General features: G+C 73.2%; 23 protein-coding genes. 8 read left to right on the top strand and 15 right to left on the bottom strand.

Annotation, left to right across the window (positions count from 1 at the left end; all coding sequences use genetic code 11):
- Positions 1-55: 55 nt before the first annotated feature.
- Entirely contained in the window at positions 56-1,618 is a 1,563-nt protein-coding gene (gene purF, locus AC3A5R_RS07280) for an amidophosphoribosyltransferase (protein WP_487620056.1), read from the top strand.
- Positions 1,619-1,681: 63 nt separating this feature from the next.
- Here the strand turns inward: purF and AC3A5R_RS07275 are convergent, their stop codons facing one another.
- Positions 1,682-2,587 (bottom strand): hypothetical protein, encoded by a 906-nt coding sequence (locus AC3A5R_RS07275; protein WP_487620055.1) that lies wholly within the window; start codon positions 2,585-2,587, stop codon positions 1,682-1,684.
- Positions 2,588-2,830: 243 nt separating this feature from the next.
- On the opposite strand from AC3A5R_RS07275, the gene purM reads away from it, so the two are divergent.
- On the top strand, positions 2,831-3,961 hold the full coding sequence (purM, locus tag AC3A5R_RS07270) for a phosphoribosylformylglycinamidine cyclo-ligase (protein WP_487620054.1): 1,131 nt from the start codon (positions 2,831-2,833) through the stop codon (positions 3,959-3,961).
- A gap of 247 nt (positions 3,962-4,208) precedes the next feature.
- On the opposite strand, the gene AC3A5R_RS07265 is transcribed toward purM, so the two are convergent.
- Positions 4,209-4,400: a DUF3073 domain-containing protein gene (locus tag AC3A5R_RS07265; protein WP_323102362.1), complete on the bottom strand. Its 192-nt coding sequence runs from the start codon at positions 4,398-4,400 to the stop codon at positions 4,209-4,211.
- Between the two features lie 599 nt (positions 4,401-4,999).
- Here AC3A5R_RS07265 and AC3A5R_RS07260 point away from each other — a divergent pair.
- Both AC3A5R_RS07260 and AC3A5R_RS07255 read left to right on the top strand, forming a co-directional pair.
- Positions 5,000-5,191, top strand: a complete 192-nt coding sequence (locus tag AC3A5R_RS07260; RefSeq protein WP_323102359.1) for a BldC family transcriptional regulator — start codon at positions 5,000-5,002, stop codon at positions 5,189-5,191.
- A 147-nt stretch (positions 5,192-5,338) separates the two neighbouring features.
- Positions 5,339-5,773 carry a VOC family protein gene (locus AC3A5R_RS07255; RefSeq protein ID WP_487620053.1) on the top strand — a complete coding sequence of 145 codons (435 nt, stop codon included), beginning with the start codon at positions 5,339-5,341 and terminating at the stop codon, positions 5,771-5,773.
- Between the two features lie 4 nt (positions 5,774-5,777).
- Here AC3A5R_RS07255 and AC3A5R_RS07250 read toward each other — a convergent pair whose 3' ends face one another.
- Positions 5,778-7,418, bottom strand: a complete 1,641-nt coding sequence (locus AC3A5R_RS07250; RefSeq protein ID WP_487620052.1) for a PucR family transcriptional regulator — start codon at positions 7,416-7,418, stop codon at positions 5,778-5,780.
- A gap of 196 nt (positions 7,419-7,614) precedes the next feature.
- On the opposite strand from AC3A5R_RS07250, the gene AC3A5R_RS07245 reads away from it, so the two are divergent.
- A complete protein-coding gene (locus AC3A5R_RS07245) occupies positions 7,615-8,892 on the top strand; it encodes an NAD(P)/FAD-dependent oxidoreductase (RefSeq protein WP_487620051.1) in 1,278 nt (425 codons plus the stop codon).
- A 95-nt stretch (positions 8,893-8,987) separates the two neighbouring features.
- Here AC3A5R_RS07245 and AC3A5R_RS07240 read toward each other — a convergent pair whose 3' ends face one another.
- Positions 8,988-9,458, bottom strand: a complete 471-nt coding sequence (locus AC3A5R_RS07240; protein WP_487620050.1) for a hypothetical protein — start codon at positions 9,456-9,458, stop codon at positions 8,988-8,990.
- A gap of 169 nt (positions 9,459-9,627) precedes the next feature.
- Here AC3A5R_RS07240 and AC3A5R_RS07235 point away from each other — a divergent pair, with 169 nt between their 5' ends.
- Together AC3A5R_RS07235 and AC3A5R_RS07230 are read left to right on the top strand one after the other, a co-directional pair.
- On the top strand, positions 9,628-10,383 hold the full coding sequence (locus AC3A5R_RS07235) for a response regulator transcription factor (protein WP_487620049.1): 756 nt from the start codon (positions 9,628-9,630) through the stop codon (positions 10,381-10,383).
- Positions 10,383-11,549, top strand: coding sequence for a sensor histidine kinase (locus tag AC3A5R_RS07230; protein ID WP_487620048.1), 1,167 nt, complete (start codon positions 10,383-10,385; stop codon positions 11,547-11,549). Before AC3A5R_RS07235 ends, AC3A5R_RS07230 begins: the two co-directional genes overlap by 1 nt.
- Before the next feature lie 33 nt (positions 11,550-11,582).
- On the opposite strand, the gene AC3A5R_RS07225 is transcribed toward AC3A5R_RS07230, so the two are convergent.
- A complete protein-coding gene (locus tag AC3A5R_RS07225) occupies positions 11,583-12,674 on the bottom strand; it encodes a hypothetical protein (protein WP_487620047.1) in 1,092 nt (363 codons plus the stop codon).
- The gene (locus tag AC3A5R_RS07220) at positions 12,671-13,216 is read right to left on the bottom strand and encodes a sigma-70 family RNA polymerase sigma factor (protein WP_487620046.1); all 546 of its coding nucleotides are present in this window, start codon (positions 13,214-13,216) and stop codon (positions 12,671-12,673) included. Before AC3A5R_RS07220 ends, AC3A5R_RS07225 begins: the two co-directional genes overlap by 4 nt.
- A 142-nt stretch (positions 13,217-13,358) precedes the next feature.
- On the opposite strand from AC3A5R_RS07220, the gene AC3A5R_RS07215 reads away from it, so the two are divergent.
- On the top strand, positions 13,359-13,988 hold the full coding sequence (locus AC3A5R_RS07215; RefSeq protein ID WP_487620045.1) for a hypothetical protein: 630 nt from the start codon (positions 13,359-13,361) through the stop codon (positions 13,986-13,988).
- Between the two features lie 81 nt (positions 13,989-14,069).
- On the opposite strand, the gene AC3A5R_RS07210 is transcribed toward AC3A5R_RS07215, so the two are convergent.
- The 9 genes from AC3A5R_RS07210 to AC3A5R_RS07170 form a co-directional block, all read right to left on the bottom strand.
- Positions 14,070-15,005 (bottom strand): BadF/BadG/BcrA/BcrD ATPase family protein, encoded by a 936-nt coding sequence (locus tag AC3A5R_RS07210; protein WP_487620044.1) that lies wholly within the window; start codon positions 15,003-15,005, stop codon positions 14,070-14,072.
- 88 nt (positions 15,006-15,093) lie between these two features.
- Positions 15,094-16,014, bottom strand: a complete 921-nt coding sequence (locus tag AC3A5R_RS07205; protein ID WP_487620043.1) for a carbohydrate ABC transporter permease — start codon at positions 16,012-16,014, stop codon at positions 15,094-15,096.
- Complete coding sequence (locus AC3A5R_RS07200; protein ID WP_487620042.1) at positions 16,011-16,910, bottom strand: carbohydrate ABC transporter permease; 900 nt, start codon at positions 16,908-16,910, stop codon at positions 16,011-16,013. The genes AC3A5R_RS07205 and AC3A5R_RS07200 overlap by 4 nt, the downstream gene beginning before the upstream one ends.
- A gap of 151 nt (positions 16,911-17,061) precedes the next feature.
- On the bottom strand, positions 17,062-18,381 hold the full coding sequence (locus AC3A5R_RS07195) for an ABC transporter substrate-binding protein (protein WP_487620041.1): 1,320 nt from the start codon (positions 18,379-18,381) through the stop codon (positions 17,062-17,064).
- Positions 18,378-19,376, bottom strand: a complete 999-nt coding sequence (locus AC3A5R_RS07190) for an N-acetylmuramic acid 6-phosphate etherase (protein ID WP_487620040.1) — start codon at positions 19,374-19,376, stop codon at positions 18,378-18,380. The genes AC3A5R_RS07195 and AC3A5R_RS07190 overlap by 4 nt, the downstream gene beginning before the upstream one ends.
- Before the next feature lie 108 nt (positions 19,377-19,484).
- Entirely contained in the window at positions 19,485-20,408 is a 924-nt protein-coding gene (locus tag AC3A5R_RS07185) for a MurR/RpiR family transcriptional regulator (protein WP_487620039.1), read from the bottom strand.
- 4 nt (positions 20,409-20,412) lie between these two features.
- A complete protein-coding gene (locus tag AC3A5R_RS07180; protein WP_487620038.1) occupies positions 20,413-22,143 on the bottom strand; it encodes a serine hydrolase domain-containing protein in 1,731 nt (576 codons plus the stop codon).
- Positions 22,144-22,185: 42 nt separating this feature from the next.
- Entirely contained in the window at positions 22,186-23,496 is a 1,311-nt protein-coding gene (locus AC3A5R_RS07175) for an exo-beta-N-acetylmuramidase NamZ family protein (RefSeq protein WP_487620037.1), read from the bottom strand.
- Positions 23,493-24,461: an endonuclease/exonuclease/phosphatase family protein gene (locus tag AC3A5R_RS07170; protein WP_487620036.1), complete on the bottom strand. Its 969-nt coding sequence runs from the start codon at positions 24,459-24,461 to the stop codon at positions 23,493-23,495. The genes AC3A5R_RS07175 and AC3A5R_RS07170 overlap by 4 nt, the downstream gene beginning before the upstream one ends.

The raw sequence follows: 24,461 nt of genomic DNA, 5'->3' as shown, positions 1-24,461 counted from the left end.
CTCGCCGGGGTGGGACGCGTCGGGCGGGCCCTCGGGCCTGTGCGACACTGGGCCCGTGGCACGCGGCGACGGTCGACTGAACCATGACCTCATCTCCGGCGAGAAGGGCCCGCAGGATGCCTGCGGGGTCTTCGGCGTCTGGGCCCCGGGAGAGGACGTCGCGAAGCTGACGTACTTCGGGCTCTATGCGCTGCAGCACCGGGGGCAGGAGTCGGCGGGCATCGCCACCGGCGACGGCGAGAAGATCCTCGTCTACAAGGACATGGGGCTGGTGTCGCAGGTCTTCGACGAGACCGCCCTCAGCTCCTTGCGCGGGCACCTGGCCATCGGCCACACCCGCTACTCGACGACCGGCGGGTCGACGTGGGAGAACGCGCAGCCGACCCTCGGCGGCACGGGCCACAGCACGCTGGCCCTGGCCCACAACGGCAACCTCATCAACACCGTCGAGCTGCGCGCCCTCGTCGACGAGCACTTCGGCGGCACCCGCGTCACCGGCGAGCTCGCCCGCGGCAACACCTCCGACACCGCGCTCGTCACGACGCTGCTCGCTGCCGACGAGGACCGCACCCCCGAACAGGCCGCCCTCGACCTCCTGCCGAAGCTGCGCGGCGCGTTCTCGTTCGTCTTCATGGACGAGCAGACGCTGTACGCCGCCCGCGACCCGTGGGGCGTGCGCCCGCTCGCGCTCGGCCGCCTCGAGCGCGGCTGGGTCGTCGCCTCCGAGACCGCAGCGCTGCAGACGATCGGCGCCTCCGTCATCCGCGAGGTCGAGCCCGGCGAGCTCATCGCCATCGACGAGAACGGCCTGCGCTCGCACAAGTTCGCCGAGCCCCAGCCCAAGGGCTGCGTCTTCGAGTACGTCTACCTCGCCCGCCCCGACGCCGTCATCCGCGGCCGCGTCGTGCACGAGGCGCGCGTCGAGATGGGCCGCGTCCTGGCGCGCGAGCACTCCGTCGACGCCGACCTCGTCATCGGTGTGCCCGAGTCGGGCGTGCCTGCGGCTGTTGGGTATTCGCAGGAGTCGGGCATCCCGTTCGGGCAAGGCTTCGTCAAGAACGCCTACGTCGGACGCACCTTCATCCAGCCGTCGCAGACGCTGCGGCAGCTCGGCATCCGGCTCAAGCTCAACCCGCTCGAGCACACGATCCGCGGCAAGCGCCTCGTCGTCGTCGACGACTCGATCGTGCGCGGCAACACCCAGCGGGCCCAGATCCGGATGCTTCGCGAGGCCGGCGCCGCCGAGGTGCACGTGCGCATCTCCTCGCCGCCCGTGCAGTGGCCGTGCTTCTACGGCATCGACTTCGCGACGCGTGCCGAGCTCATCGCCACCGGCCTCGGCACCGAGGAGATCCGCGCCTCGATCGGCGCCGACTCGCTCGGCTACATCTCCGAGGAGGGCATGATCGGGGCCACGAACCAGCCGCGCGAGCAGCTGTGCACGGCGTGCTTCACCGGCCGGTACCCGATCGAGCTGCCCGAGGACGGCCAGATCGGCAAGCACGTGCTCGAGACCCTCCCGCTGACGGTGCGCACCGGCCACGACCGGTCCGTCGACGTCGAGGGCGTCACGCTCGGCGTCTCCGCCGGCGGCGAGAACGCCCTCCGACACCCCTGACACCATCCCGCTCGGGTCGAGGTATTCCGCGACCGTATCTGGTCGTCGAATACCTCGATCGACTCACAGGGACAGGCCGAGGCGGACCTGGTGCAGGTACGCGTCCTCGTAGAGGCGCAGCCCGACCAGGTCGATCCGCAGGACGCGGTCGTTGCCGAGCGTGACCGCGTTGCGGCTCAGGTTGTCGGCGGTGACGTTGAGCCCCTCGCGATGCTGGGCGCCGTCGACCTCCACGACGAGACGAGACGCCTCCCACCGCACATCCAGGTAGATCCGGCCTCGCGGGCCTCGTCGCACGACCTGTCTGCTGGGCTCGGGAAGCCCTCGGGCGCGGCACATCCGGGCGAAGTCGAGCTCGCCCAAGGACTGCACGCCGTCGGCGGCGTCGAGCAGAACGCGCTTTATGAACCCGCGGCGCCGACGGCCCGGCATGCGAGCCGTGATCTCGAGCATCTGCTCCGGCGTCGCCAGCCTCTGTTGCGTCGTCATGAGCAGGACCAGCGCCGCCTGGCGGTCCGACGTCGCCCATGACGCCGCGCGCACGGCGGCGACCTCCGGTCTCGTGCGCGGAAGGTCGGAGGACGCGAGCTCGTCCGGCAGCCGTCGGATCACCTTGTGCAGGCGGACGTCCGGCAGTCGCTTGACCGACGCGGTGTGGACCACTGACACGTGGATCCGTTCGTCGACGTAGCTCCGGAGCCCTGCGACCTGGAGCGCAGTGGCTCCGTCAAGCGCCGTGACCCCGATGCCGGTCTCCCAGATCGCGCACCAGCGCCGTGCATCGACGTCGAGAGGACCCGTGTGCGTCGCCACGGTCTGGACTCCGTGGCCCCTCCAGCGACCCGCACGGATCTCGGTCCGGATGTCGACGTAGCTCAGTCCCGCGGCCTGCAGGGCGTCGCGAGACGTGACGCCACCCGTGGGCGCGGCCACCACCTGCGCCAGCGCTCGTCGCTCTGGTCCCTTCACCCGCCGACCGTGGCCCGGTCGTCGGCCGGCGCGGAACCGGCGCCATCTGGGCTGTGGACGGGCTGCAGCCGGGCCAGGCAGGTGTGGAAACGCGGGTCGAGGTATTCCGCGACCGCATCTGGTCGCGGAATACCTCGAATCGGGGAGGCGGGGAGGCGGGGAGGCGGGGAGGCGGGGAGAGGGAGTGCGGCGGGGCGATGGACGGGCGTCGGGGGTGTGCTCGGGCGCCGGTAGGCTGGGGCCGTGAGCGACGCCCCCATCACGTATGCCTCAGCCGGAGTGGACGTCGAGGCGGGTGACAAGGCCGTCGAGCTGATGAAGGAGTCGGTCCGTCGCGCGACCCGGCCCGAGGTGGTCGGCGGGCTCGGCGGTTTCGCCGGGATGTTCGACGCCAGCGCCATCGCGCGCATGACGCGTCCGATCCTCGCCACCAGCACCGACGGCGTCGGCACCAAGGTCGCCATCGCCCAGGCCCTCGACCGGCACGACACCATCGGCTTCGACCTCGTCGGCATGGTCGTCGACGACATCGTCGTCTGCGGGGCCGAACCGCTCTTCATGACCGACTACATCGCCACGGGCAAGGTCGTGCCCGAGCGGATCGCCGCCATCGTCGGCGGCATCGCCCGCGCCTGCGAGGAGGCCGGCGTGGCCCTCGTCGGTGGCGAGACCGCCGAGCACCCGGGCCTGCTCGAGCCCGACGAGTACGACGTCGCGGGCGCAGCCACCGGCGTCGTCGAGTTCGCCGACGTGCTGGGCCCGCAGCGGGTGGCCGACGGCGACGTCGTCGTGGCCCTGGCGAGCAGCGGCCTGCACAGCAACGGCTACAGCCTCGTGCGCCGCGTCGTCGCGAGCGCCGGCTGGGCCCTCGACCGGCACGTCGACGACTTCGGACGCACCCTCGGCGAGGAGCTGCTCGAGCCGACCCGCCTCTACACCAGGCCGCTGCTGTCGATCATCGGCGACGACGCCGTCGAGATGCACGCCCTCAGCCACGTCACCGGCGGCGGGCTCGCGGCCAACCTGGCGCGCGTCCTGCCCACGGGCACCTTCGCCCGGCTCGACCGCTCGACGTGGACGCCCCCCGCGGTCTTCCGCACCGTCCAGGACCTCGGACGCGTGCCGCAGGCCGACATCGAGCGCACCCTCAACCAGGGCGTCGGGTTCGTCGCCGTCCTGCCCGAGGCGCACGCCGACCGCGCCATCGAGCTGAGCGGGGCCATGGGCATCACCGCCTGGCGCCTCGGTGAGGTGACGACGGAGGAGTCCGCTGTCTCGACGGGCATGCTCGAGCGCGACGTCGAGGTGGTCCGTGGCGCCAAGGGCGTCGACGGTGGCGCCGTGCAGGTCGTCGGGCAGCACCCGGCGCCCTGACGTCCGGCGGCGCCGCTTGGCGCCGACGGGGGGCCGACGACACGGCTACGCAGGGTGGCACGGCGTGCGCCGGGGGATGACGAAGCCCGCACACCATGAAGGGTGTGCGGGCCTCCAGGTGTCACTCAGACGCGACCCGGCCACTGGTGCCGGCCGGCGGGTGTCAGCTGACTAGATCTCAGCACTGATCGCGCGCCGGGTGGGAACACCCGACGCACGAGGTGCAGACGGAAGAGGGAGGACGAGCTCAGCGCTCGCCCGAGACCCACTTCCCGTATTCGTCGTACTCGTCGTCGACGGACTGTGGCTGGTTGGAGACGTCGCGTTGCGACGGTCCGTGCAGCTCACGCTCCAGCGCGCTCAAGTCCGTGTCGGGTGTGTAGTACTTGAGCTGCCGTGCGACCTTGGTCTGCTTGGCTTTGGCTCGGCCGCGCCCCATGGCGTGACCCCCTCGTGCGTCGTGCCGGGACGGCATCGCGCCTCGAAGAGCCGGATGGCTCGTCGATGTCTGCGTAGCGGTCCCGGGAATGTGTGTGTTCTCGTGGTGCTAACGCTACATGAGTGAGGCAAATCGCGCCCGCGCCCACCCCGCATTCCGGCTGGGCAGCTGCCGTCGACAGGGGAGGATGTGGCGGCGCCCTGGGGCCGGCGAGGTGACGAGCGGATGACGCGAGGCTCACGCGTCGATGACGCGCCCGCGCCCGCGGCAGTGGCGGTCGCCGGTGCCCCGCGCAACGCCGGGTGCTTCTTCACCGTGACGAGACGTGACGCACGCCACGTCGCACGGCCCGACGCCCGGGCCCCACCGGAGGCGGAGACCCGAGAGGATGCCGCCCGGGCGAAGAGTCGGGCAGGCACGGCGCCCCCGTGGGGACCCTCGCGTGGTATACACCATCGCTCCGGATCGCGCGCCGATTTGAGACTTTTCGGGGTTTAACTGCCATTCAGCCGCTCGAGACTTTACCCTTGCTTTACTGAGCCCCGGTTGGGGCACATGCGTGTCGCTGCACCTAGCGACAGGGTGGTGGGGATATGACAATGACGACTCAGGATCGGCACGACACCGAAAAACTGCTCACGCCTGCTGAGGTCGCGGCCCTCTTCCGGGTGGACCCGAAGACGGTCACCCGCTGGGCCAAGGCCGGCAAGCTCACCTCGATCCGCACGCTCGGCGGTCATCGCCGGTACCGCGAGTCCGAGGTCCGCGAGCTGCTCGGCGGTGGGCACTGACCGGCCGGGACCAGGGGGAACCGGTCGATGACACGGGGGAGGGGTGCTGCGCTGTGCCCCTCCCTCACTTTTTCCCGGGCACTGCCGGACGGTCCGTCCCGGGCTGAGGTTCGCTGCGCCGTCGGTGGTGCGTCCTAGGGTCGGGGGATGACGACTCCGGACATCAGCGCCATCACCCTCGGGGTTCGCGACGTCGAGGCGTCGCGCGCCTTCTACGTCGACGGCCTCGGTTTCCGGTCCGTCCTGGACGTGCCCGGCGAGATCGCCTTCGTCCAGTGCGCCCCCGGCCAGCTGCTCGCGCTGTGGAACGTCACGTCCATGCCGAGCGAGTACGGCGACGTCGGGCACGGCACCCAGGCGCCCCCGATGTCGTTGGGGCACAACGTCGCCGGTGCCTCCGACGTCGCGCGCCTCCATGACGCCGCCGTCGCGGCCGGGGCCACGAGCGTCACGACGCCGGCCCGACGCGAGTGGGGCGGCACCAGTGCCTGTGTCGCCGACCCCGACGGGTTCCGTTGGGACTTCGTGCACAACCCCAACTTCCGCGTCGGGGCGGACGGCATCGTCGAGCTCGGCGACTGACCCGTCAGTGGCCCAGGGCGCGCAGCTGCAGGCGCAGCGCGAGGCGCGTCTCGGGGTCGTGCAGGTCGAGGTCGACGACGTCGGAGAGCCGCTGCATCCGATAGCGCAGCGTGTTCGGGTGCACGTGCACCGCTCGGGCAGCGGCGCGCGGGTCGCCGGGGTGGTCGAGCCAGGCAGCGACCGTGGACAGGTAGGCGGTGCCGTGATCCTCGTCGTGCAGGCGCAGCGACTCGACCGGCCCGAGCAGCTCCTCGGTCCAGATGCCGCTCAGCGCCCGGGCGTTGGTGACCGCGGCCCAGGCGTCCTCGACGGTGACCGTCGTGGCGGTGACGCGTCCGGCGTCGCGCAGCCGCTGCACCTCGGTGGCCTCGCGCCGTGAGCGGTCGAGCTGCGCGACGCGGGAGACGCGCCCGCCGGCGCTCGCGGTCGCGGTGGGCGTGACGCCGGCGACCTCGGTGACGACGCCGAGCAGCCACTCCCACGTGCCAGGGGTCGCATCGCCCGGCACGTCGCGGACGAGGGCGAGTGCGACGCCGTCGAAGATCGCGAGGAGCGGCTGGCGCCACGACCGGCGACGCGCCGCGGACTCCCACACGTCGAGCTCGCGGTCCGCGGTGCCGGTCGCCGCCGACGACGAGCCGGCCCCGGTGTCGGCCGGTTGCTCGTGGGCGCCGGCCAACACGGCGACCCGCCACGGCGGCGGGGGCAGCCAGCCCTCGGCCTCGAGGCTGTCGCCGCTGAGGACGGCCCGCACCCGGTCGGCGGCCACGCGTCGCGCGAGGTCGGCCTGCGAGCGCAGCCGGAGCAGGTGCAGGGCCACGACCGACGCCGTCTGCGCCAGCGATCGGCGCACGGCCTCGGGCGGCTCCTCGTCGACGACCGCCCAGATCGATCCGAGCCACTCGGTGCCGGCGCGTACCGGGACGACGAGGCGCGCGCCGAGGTCGCGGCCCGCCGGCACGAAGAACGGCTCGTCGGACCGCGCCAGGCGCCGGAAGACACCGCGACCGCGAAGCGAGGCGATGACCTCGTCGGGCACGCGGCGGCCGACGATCGTCGAGACGCGCGCCGGGTCGGAGACGGCCTGGGTCGAGGAGTAGGCGAGGACGCGCGACTGGGTGTCCTCGATGGTGATGGGGCCGCCGACCAGGGCGGCGCACGCGTCGGCCAGCGCGAACAGCTCGTCGAGCACGGGTCCCTCGGCCCGCACCGCGGGTCCGCTCGCGGCCCGGTCGAGCACGCCGCGCAGCAACCACACGACATGGGCCCACGACGCGTGGTCGGCCAGCTCGACGAGGGCGACGCCGTGCCGCCTCGCTGCCGCACGCACCTGTTGGTTGCGCGCCGCGGCGCGACGCAGCACCACGGCCCCGACGTCGACGCCCGCAGCACCCTCGAGGAGGGCAGCGGCGTCAGCCGGGCGGTCGACGCCGACGCCGAGCAGCAGGTCCCCGGCCTGGCCGAAGACGCCGGAGCCGGGCTCGGCAAGGGTGACGTCGTCGACAGTCCGCCCACCGGCGTCCACGACGACCGTCAGCAGGCCGCCGCCGATGGTGCCGACGAGCTGGGCGACGGGCAGCCCGACCGAGCTCGTCGAGGACGTGCGGGTGGCGGCGCGGCTCGAGGCGCCACGGGGCGTGGCCATGGCTCCATGGTGCCACGGCCGTTGTGCCCAGCGCACGACGATCCGCCTGAAGTCTGGCGAGCCAGCACCACGGGCGCCTGCTCGACCGGCCCCACCATGGTCGTGGGCGCCACCCCACCGGCGCCCACCCAGCACGGATCACCGCTCACGACCGCTCACGACCGCTCACGACCGCTCACGACCAGGAGTCGACCCCATGGCTGCTGCCACCCCGTCCGTCCCGTCGGCGCACCGCGCCCCCGAGCGCGTCGCCGTCGTCGGTGCCGGCATGGTCGGGCTCGCCACCGCCTGGTTCCTCCAGGAGCGCGGCGTCGAGGTCACCGTCATCGACCGCGAGGGTGTCGCCGCCGGCGCGTCCTGGGGCAACGCCGGCTGGCTGACGCCGGGCATCGCGACGCCGCTGCCCGAGCCGGCCGTGCTCAAGTACGGCCTGCGCGCCGTGTTCAGCCCGAGCTCGCCCGTCTACGTGCCGCCGAGCGCCCGCCCCGACTTCCTGCGCTTCGTCACCGGCTTCACCCGCCACAGCACGATGACGGCCTGGAAGAAGGCCATGGGCGCCTTGGTGCCGGTCAACGACCTGTCGCTGCAGAGCTTCGACCTGCTCAAGGCCGGGGGCGTCGACGCCGACACCTACGAGGCGAAGTCGTTCACCGCGGCGTACCGCACCGCCGAGGAGCGCCAGACCCTGCTCGAGGAGATTGAGCACATCCACGCCTCGGGCGGCGACATCACCTTCGACGTCCTCTCCGGCGACGAGGCCCGCGCCATCGAGCCGGCCCTGTCCGACCAGATCGGTGCCGCGATCGTGCTGCACGGCCAGCGCTTCATCAACCCGGGCGCTTACGTGGCCGCGCTCGCCGACTCGGTGACTGCCCGCGGCGGCAAGATCGTCACCGGCAGTGCCGTCACGTCCATCACCGACAACGCCGCCGGCGTCGTCGTCACCAACGACTTCGGGCAGGCCGAGCAGTACGACTCCGTCGTCGTCGCCACCGGCGCGTGGCTCGGCAAGCTGGCGCGGGAGCTCGGCGTCAAGCGGGTCGTGCAGGCCGGTCGGGGCTACTCCTTCAGCGTCGAGGTCGAGGACCTGCCCAACGGCCCGGTCTACTTCCCGGCCGCACGCGTCGCGTGCACGCCGGTCGGCGACCGCCTCCGCGTCGCCGGCATGATGGAGTTCCGCCAGCCCGAGGCCGCGCTCGACCAGCGCCGCATCGGCGCCATCGTCGAGTCGGCCCGCCCGCTGCTCAAGGGCGCCGACCTCGACCACCGCCAGGACGAGTGGGTCGGCTCGCGCCCCTGCACCATCGACGGCCTGCCGCTCATCGGTGCCACCCGCAGCCCGAAGGTCTTCGTCGCCGGCGGTCACGGCATGTGGGGCATCACGCTCGGTCCGGTCACCGGTCGCCTGCTCGCCGAGCAGATCGTCACAGGCGCCACGCCCGAACCGCTGCGCCCGTTCAACCCGCTGCGCTGACGCGGATTCACCTGGGAGGGTGAGGGGCCCGCTCGACGGTCGACGTCGAGCGGGCCCTCGCGCGTCCCGTCCCGGGACCGATCGCGCCGACCGGGTCAGGCCTGTGAGGCCGGCACGCGGTTGACGGTGCACACGAACCGCTTGACGACGCCGGTGTCGACGAGGTCCCCTGCGGTCAGGGCGGCGACGACCTCGTTCGTCGCGTCGATGACGCCGTTGCCGTCCAGGTCTCCGGAGGCGAGGGCAGCGGCGTAGCCGTGTGGGGCGGTGACCGCGTGCACGGCCCATCGTCCGCCGTTGAAGTCGCGGTAGCCGGGGGCCGAGGTGGCCACGCTGCGCTGGAGGGCGCCGAAGCTGTAGATCGTGTCGTAGCTGCTCTCGGGAGCGCCGGTGCCGGAGAGGTCGGTCGGCGTCGCCACGGTGCGGTAGAGGACGTGGTCGACGTAGAAGGCAGGGCCGGAGACCCCGGCGGACGCCGGGGCTGCGGCGATCGTCGCCATGGCAGCGCCGCCGGCGAGAAGGGCGGATGCCGCTGCTGCGATGTGACGGATTCGCTTGTGCTTCATGGTTTCTCCTCGTGAGCCGGTCGGACGACCGGGTTGACTCCGATTGAAGTCCGCGTGGCACGCGGACTCCATGACGTCGTCGTTACGGCGTCCTTACGAGGTGCTGACGTGCCCGGCCCGGCGCCCTCGGGAGCGGTGGAGAGCGGCGGCGGAGACCTATCCTGAGCCGGTGGAGACCGTGCTCGTGGTGGAGGACGACACGACCGTGTCCGGCGTCGTCGCCGCGTACCTCGACCGGGCAGGTCTGGGCGTCGAGGTGGTGCCCGACGGTCGTGACGCCGTTGCGTCTGTCGTGCGGCGTCGTCCCGACCTCGTGTTGCTCGACGTCATGCTTCCCGGGCTGGGAGGCCTCGAGGTGTGCCGGCGCCTGCGCCGGCTGCACCCGGACCTGCCGGTCGTCATGCTCACGGCGCGCGGCGAGGAGCACGACCGCATCGCCGGCCTCGAGCTCGGCGCGGACGACTACGTCACGAAACCGTTCAGCCCGCGTGAGCTCGTGCTGCGGGTGCAGTCCATCTTGCGCCGTGCCCGAGCGGCGGCGGGGCCTGCGGCCGGCGGGCCCGGAACCGACCCGGACGGCCTCGGCGGGCCGCCCCCAAGGGAGGTGCTCGTCGACGGCGACCTCGCCGTGGACGTGGCCGGGCGTCGCGTTCACCTCGGCGGCGTGGAGGCGGCCCTGACGACGAGGGAGTTCGACCTGCTGACGTGGTTCGTGGCACACCCGGGACGGGTGTTCACCCGCACCGACCTCATGCGGTCGGTCTGGGGCTGGGAGTTCGGCGACGAGTCCACGGTGACCGTCCACGTCCGACGCGTGCGCGAGAAGGTCGAAGCCGACCCGGGCGCGCCCCGCCGCCTCGTCACCGTCTTCGGCGTGGGCTACCGCTGGGACTCCACGTCGCCCGACGCGCCGGCGGCCTCGTGATGGACGGCGCCGGGGTCCAGGCCGTCCTCGTCTCCGCGGGCGTCGCGACGGTCGTCGGGGTCGTGGGGGTTCTCCTCGTCCGGTTCGCCACCCGCCGTCCGACGGTGCGCGCGGCGGTCGTGGCGGCGGTGGGCGCCCCGCTCGTCGTCGTCCTCGCGGTGGGTGCCGGCATCTACACGAGCTCCCGCGCGATGCTGCTCTCGGAGCACGACTCCTGGCTTGTGCTCATCAGCCTGCTCGCGACCGTCCCCGTCGCCGTCGCCGCCGGCTGGGCCATCGCCCGGCACGTGCAGCACCTCGGCCGGGCCGTGTCGCGGGCCGAGGAGGCCCGGCTGCGCGACCAGTCGGTCGAGGAGCGCCGGCGCGAGCTCGTCGCCTGGGTGTCGCATGACCTGCGCAGCCCGCTCGCCGCGATCCAGGCACTGACCGATGCCCTCGAGGACGGCGTCGCCCCCGACCCGGCCCGGGCCTTCGCCCAGCTGCGACGCGAGATCGGGCGGCTCGACGCGATGGTCGGTGACCTGCTCGACCTGTCACGCATCAGCGCCGGCGGCGTCGCCCGCGAACGCACCGTGGTCGACCTGTCCGACCTCGTGTCGGACGTCGTCGCGGCGGCACGCCCGGTGGCGGCACGCGTCGGGGTGTCGGTGGTGGGCGCCACGTCAGGCGCGCCGACGGCGACCCTCGACGCCCGAGACCTGACCCGGGTCGTCGACAACCTGGTCGCCAACGCCGTGCGGCACACCGCCCCCGGCACCACGGTGCGGGTCGACCTGTCGGTCGAGGGCACGGACGCCGTCCTCGCGGTGACGGACGCGTGCGGAGGCATCGCCGACGACGTGCTGCCACGCGTGTTCGAGGCCGGCTTCCGCGGGTCGCCGGCCCGGACCCCCACCGGGACCGCGGGCGCCGGGCTGGGGTTGGCGATCGTCAGCGCCGTCGTCGGCGCCTACGGCGGTAGCGTGGCCGTCGCGAACGTCGACTCCGGCGGCGGCGTCGTCGACGCGGCCGACGCGAGCAGGCCTGATGCCCGCCCCGGACCCGCGCCACCGGTGGGCTGCCGGTTCGAGGTGCGCCTGCCGGTGGACGTCCCGCACCAGACGCCGCGACCGACGAGGACCAGGGCCCGGGGCGTCGACATCTCCTCGCGCGATCTGACCCGCTGACGCCACCGCACGCGTCCCTGTGCGGGGTGACCCTCAGTCGGACCCGTGGCCGTCGTCGCCGCCCGAGCCGGGTTCGCCTGCGCCGTCGTCGGATCCGGCATCCGAGCCTTCGCCGGAGCCGGCGTCGGAGCCCGACCGGTCCCGCGTCGTCGACGGCTGGCTGCTCGACCCCGAGGCGTGCTCGGCCTCCGGCTCTTCGCCGTCCCCGACGCGGCCGCCCGAGTGCTCGGTGTCGGTGGGTCGTCCGGCGTCGGACGACTCCGACGCGTCGTGCCCAGCGGTGCTCCCGCTGGTGCCCCCGCCTGTCCGCGTCCGGCCGGCGTCCCCGGCGTCCGCGCCGTCGACGCGAGAGCCGGCACGCCTGCCGTCGCGCGAGCCCGGTCCCGACGTGCGTGGGCCGCCGGATGCGGCACTGCCGGTCACGCCCGCGGCACGAGCGGAGCCACGGACGGCCGCGACGGAGGCGGTCGTGGGGCCGGCGCCAGCACCCCCGAGAGGCTCCACGACACCGGCGGGCGCCTCGAGCCGGTGACGGGCAACGGCCAGGGCGTCGGCGACGCCCGCCATCCGGGCGCGGACGGCGTCGACGCCGAGCGTGCCGCCGACGGGGTCGCGCACCCCGTCGAGGACGCCGGCGGCCTCCGCGAGCAACGACTCGGCACGGTCCAGGCCCCCCGTCGTCGGTTCCGCGTCGGGCGGCGAGACGAGCCCTTGGGCCTCCGCGACGAGGGCCTGCGCCCGGACCAGCGCCACGGGCGCAGCAGGCAGAACGGACGACGGCAGCGGCGGCGGCGTGTCGTGCGCGGCGGGGACGATCCCGAGCGCGACCGATGCCGCGGCGGCGACGAGGAGGCGCGAGCCGATGACCGCATGACGCTGCCTCCGCGCCGTGGCAGAAGGGCCCGGCGCACCTCCCGCGAGCACCCTTGGGCCCGAGTCGGTTCCGGTCGACGGGCTGGACGTTGCGTCCGCGTTGCCCGCGGCGTCGTCGGCCGCCCTGGCCAGGCGCAGGAGCGCCTCAGCCGCACGGTCCTTCGATGCGGTCTCGGGGTCCCGCCGTGCGGCGAGGCTGTCGAGAAGGAGGTCGTCGGCGTGGACCGAGGCGAACGGCTCGGGAAAGGTCATGACGCGTCCTCCTCGAGCCGTCGGCGCAGGGCGCGCAGGGCGCGGTGCTGCGCCACCCGCACGGCGGTGGACGTCATCCCGAGAAGGCTCGCCACCTCGTCGGCGGACAGGCCGTCGACGACCCGGAGCAGGAGGATCTCGCGCTGGCGCTCGGGTAGTCCACCGAGCGGTGCCAGCGCCCGCGACAGGTCATCGCCCGTGACGGCGCGCTGCTCCGGCGTCGGCTCGGCCGAGGCGGCGTCGGGCACCACGCCGGCGAACTCCCGGGCCCGGGCCAGCGAGCGTCGGGCCATCGAGACCTTGTTCGCAGCGATGCCGAAGACGAAGCTGCTGAACGGGACCCCGCGCTCCTCGTAGCCGGGCAGTGCGTGCGCCAGTGCGAGACAGGTCTCCTGGGTGACGTCCTCGGCGAGCTCGTCACCGAGGCGCGTGACGCAGTAGCGGTGGATGCGCGGCCGGAACTCGGCCAGCACGGACTCCACCGCGTCGGGATCGCCCGACCGGCCTCGTCGCACGGCGTCGCGCAGCAGTGGCTCGTCCATGTCCTGTCCGCGTGGTGGGGTCCGCGTGGGTGGTGGAACCGGACATTACTCGCGCATCAGGCGTAACGCTCGATGTTCGGGCGGCAATGTACGGGCGCACCCGGCCCCGGTCGGGCCTCCACCCACGGAAGGACCGAAACCCATGAAGCAGCGGCTCGTCCAGCGCAAGATCGTCCTCGGCGTCGGCGGCATCGTCATCGCTGCGGCGATGACCGGAGGCGGCATCGCGGCCGCCTCCGACCACACCCCGGCACCCACTCCCGTGGTCGCGACCACCCCGGCCGCCGACGAGACGCCGGAGGCGACCGAGACGTCCGAGGCTCCCGAGCCGGCGAAGACGGAAACGAGCGAGCCGGCGGAGACGGAGACTCCCGAGGCCACGGAGACGCCGGAGGCCCCGAAGACCTCCGAGCCGAAGACCCTTCCCGAGGCTGCGGCCCACGGGCAGGCGACGGCTGCGGCTGCGAGGAAGAAGGGCGTCGAGAAGCGCACGGCGCACCGGTCGGCTCGGGCCGCTGCGGTCTCGCACGCCGGGGGCACCGGCACGTCTGCGGCGGAGCCGCCCCGCAGCCACGACACGTCCGACGACCAGGGCGAGGACGCGAACGACGAGACCTCGACCGGCGACTCCCACGACTCGGGCGACGACGCGACCGAGCACTCGGGCGACCACCAGGGCGACCACCAGGGCGGCCACGACTCCGGCCACGACTCCGGCGACGCGGGTGACCACGGTGGCGACGACGGCGGGTCCGGCGGCTCGGACGACTGACCGCGACGCTCCTCCAGACCCTCCCACGGGGGGTCGCGTGGCCGCCTCCCGGCCGGCTGCGCGACCGCCCGGCCTGCCTCCTCAGCCGCCCGAGAACCGACGCGGCCGCTGCAGGAGGTAGGCCGGGTGCTCGGGGACGCGGCCGGTGGCTGCGAGCCGGAGCCCGAGGGCGAGCGCGCCCTGCAGGGCCCCACCCCGGGCCGGCGTGCGGGTGAGTCCTCGCGCGGCGAGCTCGGCGTCGAGCGCGCCGGCCACCTCGGGTGCCGCGAGCAGCCCGCCCGAGGCGACGAGCGTCGGGTCGGCGAGCCCGGCCGCGGCGGCGACGAGCGACTCGGCGAGCGAGCGACCGGCGTCGACGCACACCCGCCCCGCCACGGCGTCGGACCCGGCGGCCGCCGTCACGAGCGGTGCCACGGACGCGAGCCGTTCTGGGGCATCGGCCCCGGTCATGAGGAGTCGCGGCCACCCGGCAGGGTCGCCGAGCAGCGTGGTGGCCGCGTCGAGCAGCGCGGGCGAGCCCCCGGGCAGCCCGTCGAGCGCGCGCAGGGCCGCGCGCAGGCCCTCGAGCCCCACCCATGCGGCCGAGCCGGCATCGCCGAGCACGTGGCCCCACCCGTCGACGCGGTTCCAGTGCGCAGCGAAGTCGGTGCCGAAGGCGACCGCTCCCGTGCCGGCGGCGACGACGGCACCCGGCCGGACCCCGCCGAGCGCCCCGACGAGGTTGGCGACGGCGTCGCTGACGACGACGGTGTGCCGGGCCCGCAGCCCGGTCGCGACGGCGTCGAGGACGGCCTCGCGGTCGGCGAGGAAGAGCAGGCCACGCATCGACCACACGACGACGGCGTCGGACAGGTCAGCCCCGGTCGCATCCGCATCCGCATCGGACAGCAGCCCACGCGCTGACGCCACGAGCGCCGGTACGTCGATCCCGTTGGCGCCGAGGCGAACTCCATCGGCGGTGCGGATGGTCGGCGACGCGTCGACGGAGGCTGACGCGTCGACACTCGTGAGCCTCAACCCCGACCCACCGACGTCGACAGCCACGACGCGCCTCAGCACGACACTGCCCGGACCCCCGCTCGCACGCGCCACGCAGGCGAGCCGATCACTTCGCCATGCCGGCGGTCAAGCCCGCCACGATCTGCTTCGTGGCCACGAGGAACAGCAGGATGAGCGGGATGGTCGTGATGACGAGCCCGGCGAAGACGGCGGAGTAGTTCGTCGCGTTCTCGCCGAAGAAGCTCGTGAGCCCCACCGGCAGCGTGTACTTGTCCTCACGGCGCAGGAGCACGAGCGGGAAGAGGAAGTCGTTCCAGATCGGTACGAAGCGAAAGACCGCCACGGTGGCGACGGCCGGGCGCACGAGCGGCACCATGATCCGCCAGAAGGTCTGCCACTGGTTGGCGCCGTCGAGGGACGCCGCCTCCTCGAGGTCGGCGGGCAGCTGCCGGAAGAACGTCGTGAGCACGAAGATCGAGAACGGGACGCCAGAGGCGGCGTACATGAGGGACAGGCCGAAGCGCGAGTCGATGAGGCCGAGACCGTCGAAGAGGTAGAAGATCGGCAGGATCGCCAGGTGGATCGGCAGCATGAGGCCGGACAGGAAGAGCGACTCGAACCAGCGGAACACCCGCGAGCGTCCGCGGGCCAGCGCGTAGGCCGCCATCGTCGACACGGCCGTCGAGATGGCGACGGCGCCCACCGTGACGGCGAGGGAGTTGCCGAAGTACGTCGCGAAGTTGCCTGTGGTCCAGGCCTCGACGTAGCTGGCCGTTGTGGGCGGCGAGGGCAGCCCGAGGGGGTCGGTGATGAGGTCGGAGTTGGAGCGGAACGAGTTGCTCACCATGAGCAGGAGCGGCACGAGAGCCAGGGCGGCATAGCCCCAGAGCAGGATGCTCGCCCCGGCCCCGCCGACGGCCCGGCCGGGGCCTGACGGGCGACGCGGACCGGGGCGCCCGGCCGAACGCGGGAGCGCCTCGCGGGCCGCGACCTCGGACGACTCGGGGGTGACGACGGCCGTGGTCATGCGGTGATCCTCCGCTCGTGCCGGCGGAGCACGGCCGTGGCCGCGTACGCCCCGCCGAAGATGATGACGAACAGCACCGTGGCCAGGGCGGAGGAGCTGCCGATCGCGTCGGTGGCGCCCGAGTCGAAGGCGGTGCGGTAGAAGAGCAGCGACACGAAGTCGGTGGCGCCGGCCGGGTTCCCGGTGGAGCCACCGAACGCATACGGCAGCGCGAACGCCTCCATCGCGAAGATGAACGTCAGCACCGACACCGTGCCGATGGCGGGCACGAGCAGCGGCAGCGTGATGCGGAAGAACGTCTGGCGGTGCGAGGCCCCGTCGACGCGGGCGGCCTCGGTCAGCTCCTCGGGGACGCCGCCGAGCGCCGCGCCGTAGAGCAGGACCGGGAAGCCGATCCACTGCCAGACGCTGACGAGGATGACGACCCACAGGGCGGTCTTCGGGTCGCCGAGCCAGGGCAGGGCCCACGACTCGAGCCCGATGTTGGTCAGCAGGGTGTTGACCGGCCCGAACGTCGGCGACAGGAGCAGCGTCCAGAGGTAGCCGATGACGATCGGGCTCACGAGGTAGGGCATCGCGTACAGCGTCTGGAGCATCCGACGCGTGCGCGGCCGCGTGTGCAGCAGGTAGGCGACGCTGAGGCCGATCGTGTTCTGGATGAGCATCGTGCCGACGAAGAAGAGCACGTTGTGCAGCAGCGCCCGAGGCAGGTCGGTGGTGAACGGCGCCCGCGTGAACAGGGTGACGAAGTTGTTCACACCGGCGAAGGTGCCGCGCGCCGTGCCCTCCCAGTCGAAGAAGGCGTACGAGAACGCCGTGAGCATCGGGTAGAGCACGAACACCGCGAAGAGCGCGAGCGCGGGGGTGAGGAACAGCAGTCCGGTGCGACGCCTCATGAGGACCTCCTCGTGGGGGTCGGGACGGGGTGTGGCAGAGGGAGCCGTCGCGAGGGCGGCGGGTGGTGCACGAGGTACCGTCCGGCCGGCGGGTGGGGTGCCGGCCGGACGGTGGTGCGTGGCTGGCTCGGGTGATGCCGCGAGCGGGCGCTCAGGCGCTCGGCTTGAACCAGGTCTTGACGCCCGAGTCGAGCTCGGAGCTGACGGCCGTGGCGTCCTTGGAGCCGAGGAGCAGCTCCTGCAGGCCCTTGCCGAGCAGGTCGGTGCCCGACGGGGAGCCGTAGCGGAAGTCGGTGAGCAGCAGGTACGGCGAGCCGGAACTCGTGTAGTTGTCGCTCATCTGCTTGAGCAGCGGGTCGGACGGGTCGACGCCCGGGACCGCGGAGATCTGCTTGATGTCGTCGGCGACCATCTGCCCGAACTCCTTGGAGGTCATCCACTTGACGAGCTCCGTGGCCTCGTTCGGGTGCTTCGACTTGGCCGAGACCGCGAAGTTGCCATCGGCCCATCCTGCCGTCGTCGCCGCGGACCCGCTCGGCGAGCCGGGGGGCGGCGGCACCTGGAAGACGCCGATCTTGACGTTCGGGTTGGCCTTCTCGAGGACGCCGAGGTCGAAGGACCCACCCGGGATCATCGCGGCCTTCTCGGCCGAGAAGAGGGTCTGGGCGTCGGTGGCGGCGACGCCGGTGACGTTCTTGGGCATGTACTTGGCGAGGTCGCCGACGACCTTGACCGAGGCCACCCAGTCGGGGTCGGTGAAGGACTTCTGGCCGCTCTGGACCTCCTGCTGGAAGGCCTTGCCGCCGAAGCGGGGAGCGGCGAGCACCTCGTGGACGATCGGCAGCGTCCAGTCGTCCTTGGCGCCGACGGCGATCGGGGTGACGCCGGCGGCTGCGAGCTTGTCGTTGGCGGCGATGAACTCGTCCCACGTGGTCGGCGCCTTGAGGCCGTTCTTGTCGAACAGGCCCTGGTTGTAGAACATCTGGACCGTCTGGCGGGCGAGCGGGACGGAGTAGGTCTTGCCGTCCGCCTTGCCCTTGGCGCTCGCGACGACGTTCTCGTCCCAACCGGTGAGGTCGACCTTGCCGTCGAGGGGCAGCAGCGACTTGCTCGCGACCGTGGTCTGGAGCTGGCCGTAGGAGCGGACCTGCGGCACGTCCGGGCCGTCCGACCCCGCGAGGCCGGTGGCGAGGATCTTGTTGTACTCGGTCGCCTTGAACGCCTTGAAGTCGACGGTGACCCCCGGGTGGGCCTTCTCGTAGGCCGCGAAGATCTTCTTGTAGGCGGCCTCGTCCTCGACGCGCCACGACCACACGGTCAGCGTCACCTTGCCGCCGTCACCGCCGGCGCCCGAGCCGCTGGACGAGGGCGAGCACGCCCCGACGAGAAGGGCGCCGGAGACGGCGGCGAGCGCCAGGACGGTGCGGCGGCGGGACCGCGACGGGCCGGTGCGGGGGAGGGCGGGGGTCATGACTGCTCCTGTCGGGATGTCCCTGCGGGGTCGGGCGTGGGGTGGGGCGTGGGGTGGGGCGTGGGGTGGGGCGTGGGGTGGGGAGGTGCGGGGCTGGTGAGGGCCATGAGGGCGCGGGCGACCGAACCCTCGTGGTCCTCGAGGGCGTCGCGTGCCGTGGTGGCGTCGACCTCCGCGAGCATCGACAGCAGCGCCGGCTTGAGCTCACCGCCGGCGGCGTCGAGGGCGTCGCGGGCGGCGTCCTCGCCGGCGCCGGTGGCCTCCTGGAGGATGCGCACGACGCGTCCGCGCAGCTTGGCGTTCGTCGCGACGACGTCGACCATGAGGTTGGACCACGTGCGGCCCAGGCGGATCATCAGCGCGGTCGAGAACGAGTTGAGGACGAGCTTCTGGGCGGTGCCGGCCTTGAGGCGCGTGGACCCGGTGAGCGCCTCCGGCCCGGTGTCTGCGGCGAGCAGGTGGTCGGCGAGGTCGGCGAGCTCGGCCTGCGGGTTGGCCGTGACGAGCGCGGTGGTGGCCCCGATCTCGCGGGCGCGCTCGAGCGCACCGCGCACGAACGGCGTCCGGCCCGAGGCAGTCAGGCCGATGGCGACGTCGCCGGGGCGCAGGACGCCGGCCCCGGCGCGGCCGAGCTCGGCGTCGTCCTCGACGTTCTCGACGGCCCGGAGCAGTGCGGCAGGGCCGCCTGCGTGGTGGGCGACGACGAGACCCTCGGGGGCGTTGAAGGTGGGGCGCAGCTCGGCGGCGTCGAGGACGGCGAGGCGGCCCGAGGTGCCGGCGCCGAAGTAGTGGACGGAGCCACCCGCGCGCAGCGAGTCGACGGCACGGTCGACGAGGAGGGCGAGCTCGGGCAGGATCGCGGCGACGGCGCCGGGCACCGTGGCGTCCTCGGCGTTGAGGGCGCGCAGGATGCCGAGCGACGTGTGCGTGTCGATGGACCTCGTCCCCGGATGGCGCTCCTCGGTGGGGGCGTGCACGGTCACCTCGCTGCTCACGGTGGCGAGGTTAGTTTCCTACGCCACGAGCGTCAATGGTGTAAATGAGTCACATTCAGGTCACGACGGACGGGTCCGCCGGACGCAGCCCTCGGACGCCGGGACGCGTCAGTCGGGGAGGTGGTGGCCCGCGACGGCCTCGCGGGTCTCGGCCACGGCCTTGCGGGCCCTGCGCAGGTTGCGCTGGGCCACGGCGATGTACAGGCAGTCGACGACCGTGAGCGCCGCGATGCGGCTGGCCGTCGCGCCCGAGCGCAGGCTCGTCTCGCGTGCCGCCGTGGCGAGGATGATGTCGGCACCCTCGGCGAGCCGCGACACCGGGAAGTTGGTGATCGCGATCGTCGTGGCCCCGTTCGAGCGGGCGGCCGCCAGCGCCTCGATCGTCTCCGCCGTCGTCCCGGAGTGCGAGATGCCGACGGCGACGTCGCCCTTGCGCAGCAACGTCGCGCTCGTCAGGGCGATGTGCGGGTCGTTCCAGGCGAACGCGACGACACCGATGCGGTGCAGCTTCTGCTGCAGGTCGGTGCCGACGATCGCCGACGCGCCGATGCCGTAGACGTCGACGCGTCCGGCGCGCGCGATGGCCGCGGCCGCTGACGTCAGGGCGTCACGGTCCAGGCCCTGGGCCGTCTCCTCGACGGCGCTCGCGTCGGTGAAGGCCACCTTGGCGATGATGTCGTCGATCGTGTCGCTCGCGCTGATGTCGGTGTCGCCGCGCGACAGGCTGCGCGGGTGCGCCGACTCCTCGGCGAGCGCGAGCCGCAGCTGCGGGTAGCCCGGCAGCCCGAGCCGCCGGCAGAAGCGCAGCACGGTCGTCTCCGACGTGCTCGCGGCGCTCGCGAGCTCGCTGATCGTCAGCCCCGCGGCCCGACGCGCGTCGGCGAGCACGATCTCGGCGACGCGGTCCTCGGCGGGCGACAGCGACGGGCGGATGCCGCGAAGGCGGATGAGCAGGGGAGCGCCGGCGGGCCTTCCGGGCTGTGCCGGGCCGTCCGCGGCTCGGTCCTCGGCGCGGTCGTCAGTCCTCGGCATGGGCCTACGCTACGGTCTCGCGACCCTGGAGCGCCCACCCGTCGGGGGTCAACGCGCCGGGCGTCTTCTCGCCGTCGAGCAGGATGCCGCCCGGTCCGGAGACCTCGATGTCGTCGACGGCGACGCCGCGCCCGAGGTAGCCGCCGTCGGTGACGTGCCGCCACCGCACGAGCTGGGTGCCCGCCGGCAGGTCGGCCCGGGCCTGGGCCCACCGCCGGGTGCCCGAGCCGGACACGACGCCGTCGGCCGTCTCGGTCGTGCCGCGGTCGCGCAGCTCGAAGGCCACCGGTGTCCACGTCGCGCCACCGTCGGTCGACCGCTCGAGGTGGAGCAGGTCGGTCTCCTCGGGGTCGAGGAACAGCTCGAAGCCGAGGCGGGCCCCGGCGGCCGGCACGGGCAGCGGCTGTGTCGTCAGCGTCGAGGTCGTCGCGTTCTGCCCGCCGGTGAACCAGGCGGTGTCGCCGTGCCGGGGCCGGATGCCCATCGACGCGGCGAGCCCGTGCGCCCACTCGCGCCGGGCGCCGTTGACCGAGCCCCAGCTGCGCGACGGGTGGACCCGGTTGGTGAGTAGGATCGCGAACGAGCGACTCGTGAAGTCGATGACGATCGAGGTGCCGGTGTAGCCGGTGTGACCCGCGGTGCGCGGACCCGAGAGGGCGTCCATGTACCAGCGCTGGTTCAGCTCGAAGCCGAGGCCGTGGTCGTCGCCCGGGAAGTCGCCGTTGACGTTCGTGATGAGCGACTCGACGCTCTTGCGCGACAGGATGCGGTGACCCTCGTAGGTGCCGCCGTTGAGCAGCGCCTGCGAGAGGCGGGCCAGGTCGTCGACGGTCGAGAAGACGCCGGCGTGGCCCGCGACGCCGCCGAGCGACCACGCGTTCTCGTCGTGCACCGAACCCCACACCAGTCCCCGCGGCGGCGCCGACTGGTACTCGGTGGCGGCGGTGCGTTCCCTGTCGGTGGGGTTGTAGCCGGTGTCGGTCATGCCCAGAGGTGCGGTGATGCGGTCGTGGACGACCCGGTCGAGCGACTCTCCGCGCAGCTTCTCGACCATGACGCCGAGCGTGATGAGGTTGAGGTCGCTGTAGAGGTAGGTGGTGCCCGGAGGGTTGGTCAGCGGCTGGTCCATGACGGCCTTGATCCGCGACGCCTTGTCGGGGTACCTGCTCCAGAGCGGCAGCCACGACGTGAAGCCCGACGTGTGTGTCAGCAGCTGGCGCACGGTCACCGACTGCTTGCCGTTCGCCGCGAACTCGGGAAGGTAGGTGGCGACAGGCGCCTCGAGGGCGACCTTGCCCTCCTCGACGAGCTGGACGACCGCGAGCGAGGTGAACAGCTTCGACACCGACGCGAGGTCGAAGATCGTGTCGGTGCGCATCGGCACCCACTGCTCGCGGGGCAGCTCGGTCGTCGCGTTCGCGTACCGGAGGGCCCAGCCCGACGCGTCGCGCTCGACGATCTTCCCCTCGTGGCCCATGATCCCGACGGCGCCGGCGAAGAGCGGGTGCCCCGACGCGTCGGGCTGCTCGTGGGCGCGGATCTGGGCGACGGACTCGTCGATGGGCGCCGGGTCGAGCCCCAGGCTCTGCGGGGTGGCGTCGGCCAGGACGGTGTTCGGTGGGGCGAACCCGCGGTCGGGCTTGCTGAAGTCGTCGGCCGTGGCCGGGCTCGCGGTCACGAGCGTGCTCGCGAGGGCGACGGCGCCGAGGGCGGCGACGAGGGTGCGCAGGCGCATGTCACTCCTTGATTGTCCGGGGTCGTGTCGGTCGGACGCGGGTCAGGCCGTTGGGCCGCCGTAGATGAGGTACTGGCGGCGTCGGGCGTCGAAGGCCGCAAGCTCCTCGCGCCACGCACCGATGACCTCGTCGGCCGGCGCGCCGGCGTCGACCTGCGTGCGCAGCCGCGGCGAGCCGGTCAGCTTGTCGACCCAGTACGGCCGCTGGGGGTCGTAGGAGTCGTAGCGCCACGCGAAGTCGGGGTAGAGGGCCTTGAGCGCGACGAGCAGCTCGACCGTCGTGCGGATCGGGTCGAAGGTCGACGCGTCGGTGACGTGCAGCTGGATGCCGCCGCAGACCCCGCCGGTGTGCTTGCTGAACGTCGGGGTGAAGTACGCCTCCCGGACCCCGACGCCGGGCAGCCCGCGAGCAGCGATGCGCTCGGCCCAGCGGTGGTCGACGAACGGTGCGCCGAGCAGCTCGAACGGGCGCGTGGTGCCGCGCCCCTCCGAGAGGTTGGTGCCCTCGAAGAGGCACGTGCCCGGGTAGACGAGCGCGGTGTCGGGCGTCGGCATGTTGGGGCTCGGCATGACCCAGGGCAGGCCCGTGGCGGCGAACGGCACGTCGCGCCGCCATCCCTTGAGCTCGACGACGGTGAGGTCGCGCAGGCGGCCACCGGCGTCGGCCGGCAGGAACTCGGCGTCGAAAAAGCGGGCCAGCTCGCCGACCGTCATGCCGTGCGCCTGGACGATCTCCTTGGCCCCGACGCCCGAGGTGTACGCCGTCGTCATCATCGGGCCGCGGGCCGTGCCGCCGACCGGGTTGGGCCGGTCGAGCACGACGAAGCGGGCGTCGACCGCGACGGCCGCGCGCATCGCCGTGTACATCGTCCAGATGTAGGTGTAGAACCGCGCGCCGACGTCCTGGATGTCGAAGACGACGGTCTCGACGCCGGCGGTGCGGAACATCGAGGTGAGCTTCGTGACCGTGGCGCCGTACGCGTCGTACACGGTGATGCCGGTGCGGGGGTCGGTGTGGGTGCCCTCGGAGCTGCCGGCCTGCGCGGTGCCGCGGAAGCCGTGCTCCGGCCCGAAGACCCCGACAACGTCGACGGCGCCGGACTCGTGCATCTCGTCGACGATGGTGCGCAGGTTGGTCAGGATGCCGGTGGGGTTGGTGATGACGCCGACCTTCTGGCCGTTCAGCACCGACCAGCCGGACGCGGCGGCCCGGTCGGCGCCCGGCGTGACGGGGTTGGCGGGGTACTTGGTCGAGGAGGGCTGGGCCGCAAGCGAACCCGCTGCGGTGGCCGGGACGGCGATGGCGCCGAGCGCTCCGGCGGTGAGCAGCTGGCGACGGTTGAGACGGGTCATCGTGAGTTCTCCGATCCTTGGGGCAGGCGCACCGTGGCGACGACGGCGCGGTGGTCGCTCGCGGGGACGAGCGTGGGGTCGTGCTGGGTCGACGCGTCGATCACCTCGACGCCGCCGGAGACCGACACGACGTCGATGCGCTTGGTCGGGCCGATCGCCGGGTAGCTGAGGCCGGGCTCGCCGTCGCGGACCGGGGCCACGGCCCAGGCGTCGCGCAGCCGGGTCCAGAGCGGCGCGAGCTCGGGGGCCGACGCCTCGGCGTTGAGGTCGCCGAGGAGCACCTGTGTGGCGCCTTCGGGGTCCTCGTCGAGGATGCGCAGGGTGTCGGCCACCTGAAGGCGGCGCACCGACGGGTCGCCGCGGTAGTCGAGGTGGGTGACGTACACGTGGGTGCGCGCGCCGGCGGCCTGCACGACGGCCTCGAGGAAGCCCGGCGCCGGGGCCGGCACGGGGTTCGGGTCCTGCGTGGAGAGCCGCGTCAGGTCATGGTTCTGCACGGACACGAGCGGGAACCGCGAGAGCAGCGCGACACCGAACTCGCGGCGCGGCTGCCCGGGCGCGGCCGGGTCGAGGCTGTAGATCGGGGCGAAGGCGGTGCGCATCCCGAGGCGCCGGCCGAGCTCGGCGACGGTGTCCTCCCAGTGCGAGCGGTCGCCCCAGTGGACGTCGGCCTCCTCGAGCCCGACGACGTCGGCGTCGAGCGCGCGGATCGCCGCGGCGGTGCGGTCGAGGTCGTAGACGTTGTCGGTGCCGGCGCCCGCGTGGATGTTGTACGTGGCGACGCGCGCCGTGACCGGGGGTGCGGAGGAGGTCCCGCCACCCGTGTCGGTCGCGGTCGTCGTGGCGGCGCTCGAGGGCCCAGCCGCGAGGGCGGTGGCGGCGAGGGCCGCCACCGCCAGCGCGGTGCCGAGGGTCCGGTGGGTCCGGCGAGCCCGGAGGGTCGTGACGGTCGGCAGGGTGCGCAC

This window comes from Intrasporangium sp. Soil_C_50, from assembly GCF_057656595.1.
The sequence above is the reverse complement of the archived record's forward strand: the minus strand, read 5'-3'. Positions and strand labels throughout refer to the sequence as shown.

Excerpts from the sequence above, each read along its gene's own strand:
- AC3A5R_RS07265 (WP_323102362.1), bottom strand. The coding sequence starts at position 4,400 with ATGGGGCGCGGCCGAGCCAAAGCCAAGCAGACCAAGGTCGCACGGCAG.
- AC3A5R_RS07260 (WP_323102359.1), top strand. The coding sequence starts at position 5,000 with ATGACGACTCAGGATCGGCACGACACCGAAAAACTGCTCACGCCTGCT.
- AC3A5R_RS07255 (WP_487620053.1), top strand. The coding sequence starts at position 5,339 with ATGACGACTCCGGACATCAGCGCCATCACCCTCGGGGTTCGCGACGTC.
- AC3A5R_RS07250 (WP_487620052.1), bottom strand. The coding sequence starts at position 7,418 with ATGGCCACGCCCCGTGGCGCCTCGAGCCGCGCCGCCACCCGCACGTCC.
- AC3A5R_RS07245 (WP_487620051.1), top strand. The coding sequence starts at position 7,615 with ATGGCTGCTGCCACCCCGTCCGTCCCGTCGGCGCACCGCGCCCCCGAG.
- AC3A5R_RS07240 (WP_487620050.1), bottom strand. The coding sequence starts at position 9,458 with ATGAAGCACAAGCGAATCCGTCACATCGCAGCAGCGGCATCCGCCCTT.
- AC3A5R_RS07230 (WP_487620048.1), top strand. The coding sequence starts at position 10,383 with ATGGACGGCGCCGGGGTCCAGGCCGTCCTCGTCTCCGCGGGCGTCGCG.
- AC3A5R_RS07225 (WP_487620047.1), bottom strand. The coding sequence starts at position 12,674 with ATGACCTTTCCCGAGCCGTTCGCCTCGGTCCACGCCGACGACCTCCTT.
- AC3A5R_RS07220 (WP_487620046.1), bottom strand. The coding sequence starts at position 13,216 with ATGGACGAGCCACTGCTGCGCGACGCCGTGCGACGAGGCCGGTCGGGC.
- AC3A5R_RS07215 (WP_487620045.1), top strand. The coding sequence starts at position 13,359 with ATGAAGCAGCGGCTCGTCCAGCGCAAGATCGTCCTCGGCGTCGGCGGC.
- AC3A5R_RS07205 (WP_487620043.1), bottom strand. The coding sequence starts at position 16,014 with ATGACCACGGCCGTCGTCACCCCCGAGTCGTCCGAGGTCGCGGCCCGC.
- AC3A5R_RS07200 (WP_487620042.1), bottom strand. The coding sequence starts at position 16,910 with ATGAGGCGTCGCACCGGACTGCTGTTCCTCACCCCCGCGCTCGCGCTC.
- AC3A5R_RS07195 (WP_487620041.1), bottom strand. The coding sequence starts at position 18,381 with ATGACCCCCGCCCTCCCCCGCACCGGCCCGTCGCGGTCCCGCCGCCGC.
- AC3A5R_RS07185 (WP_487620039.1), bottom strand. The coding sequence starts at position 20,408 with ATGCCGAGGACTGACGACCGCGCCGAGGACCGAGCCGCGGACGGCCCG.
- AC3A5R_RS07180 (WP_487620038.1), bottom strand. The coding sequence starts at position 22,143 with ATGCGCCTGCGCACCCTCGTCGCCGCCCTCGGCGCCGTCGCCCTCGCG.
- AC3A5R_RS07175 (WP_487620037.1), bottom strand. The coding sequence starts at position 23,496 with ATGACCCGTCTCAACCGTCGCCAGCTGCTCACCGCCGGAGCGCTCGGC.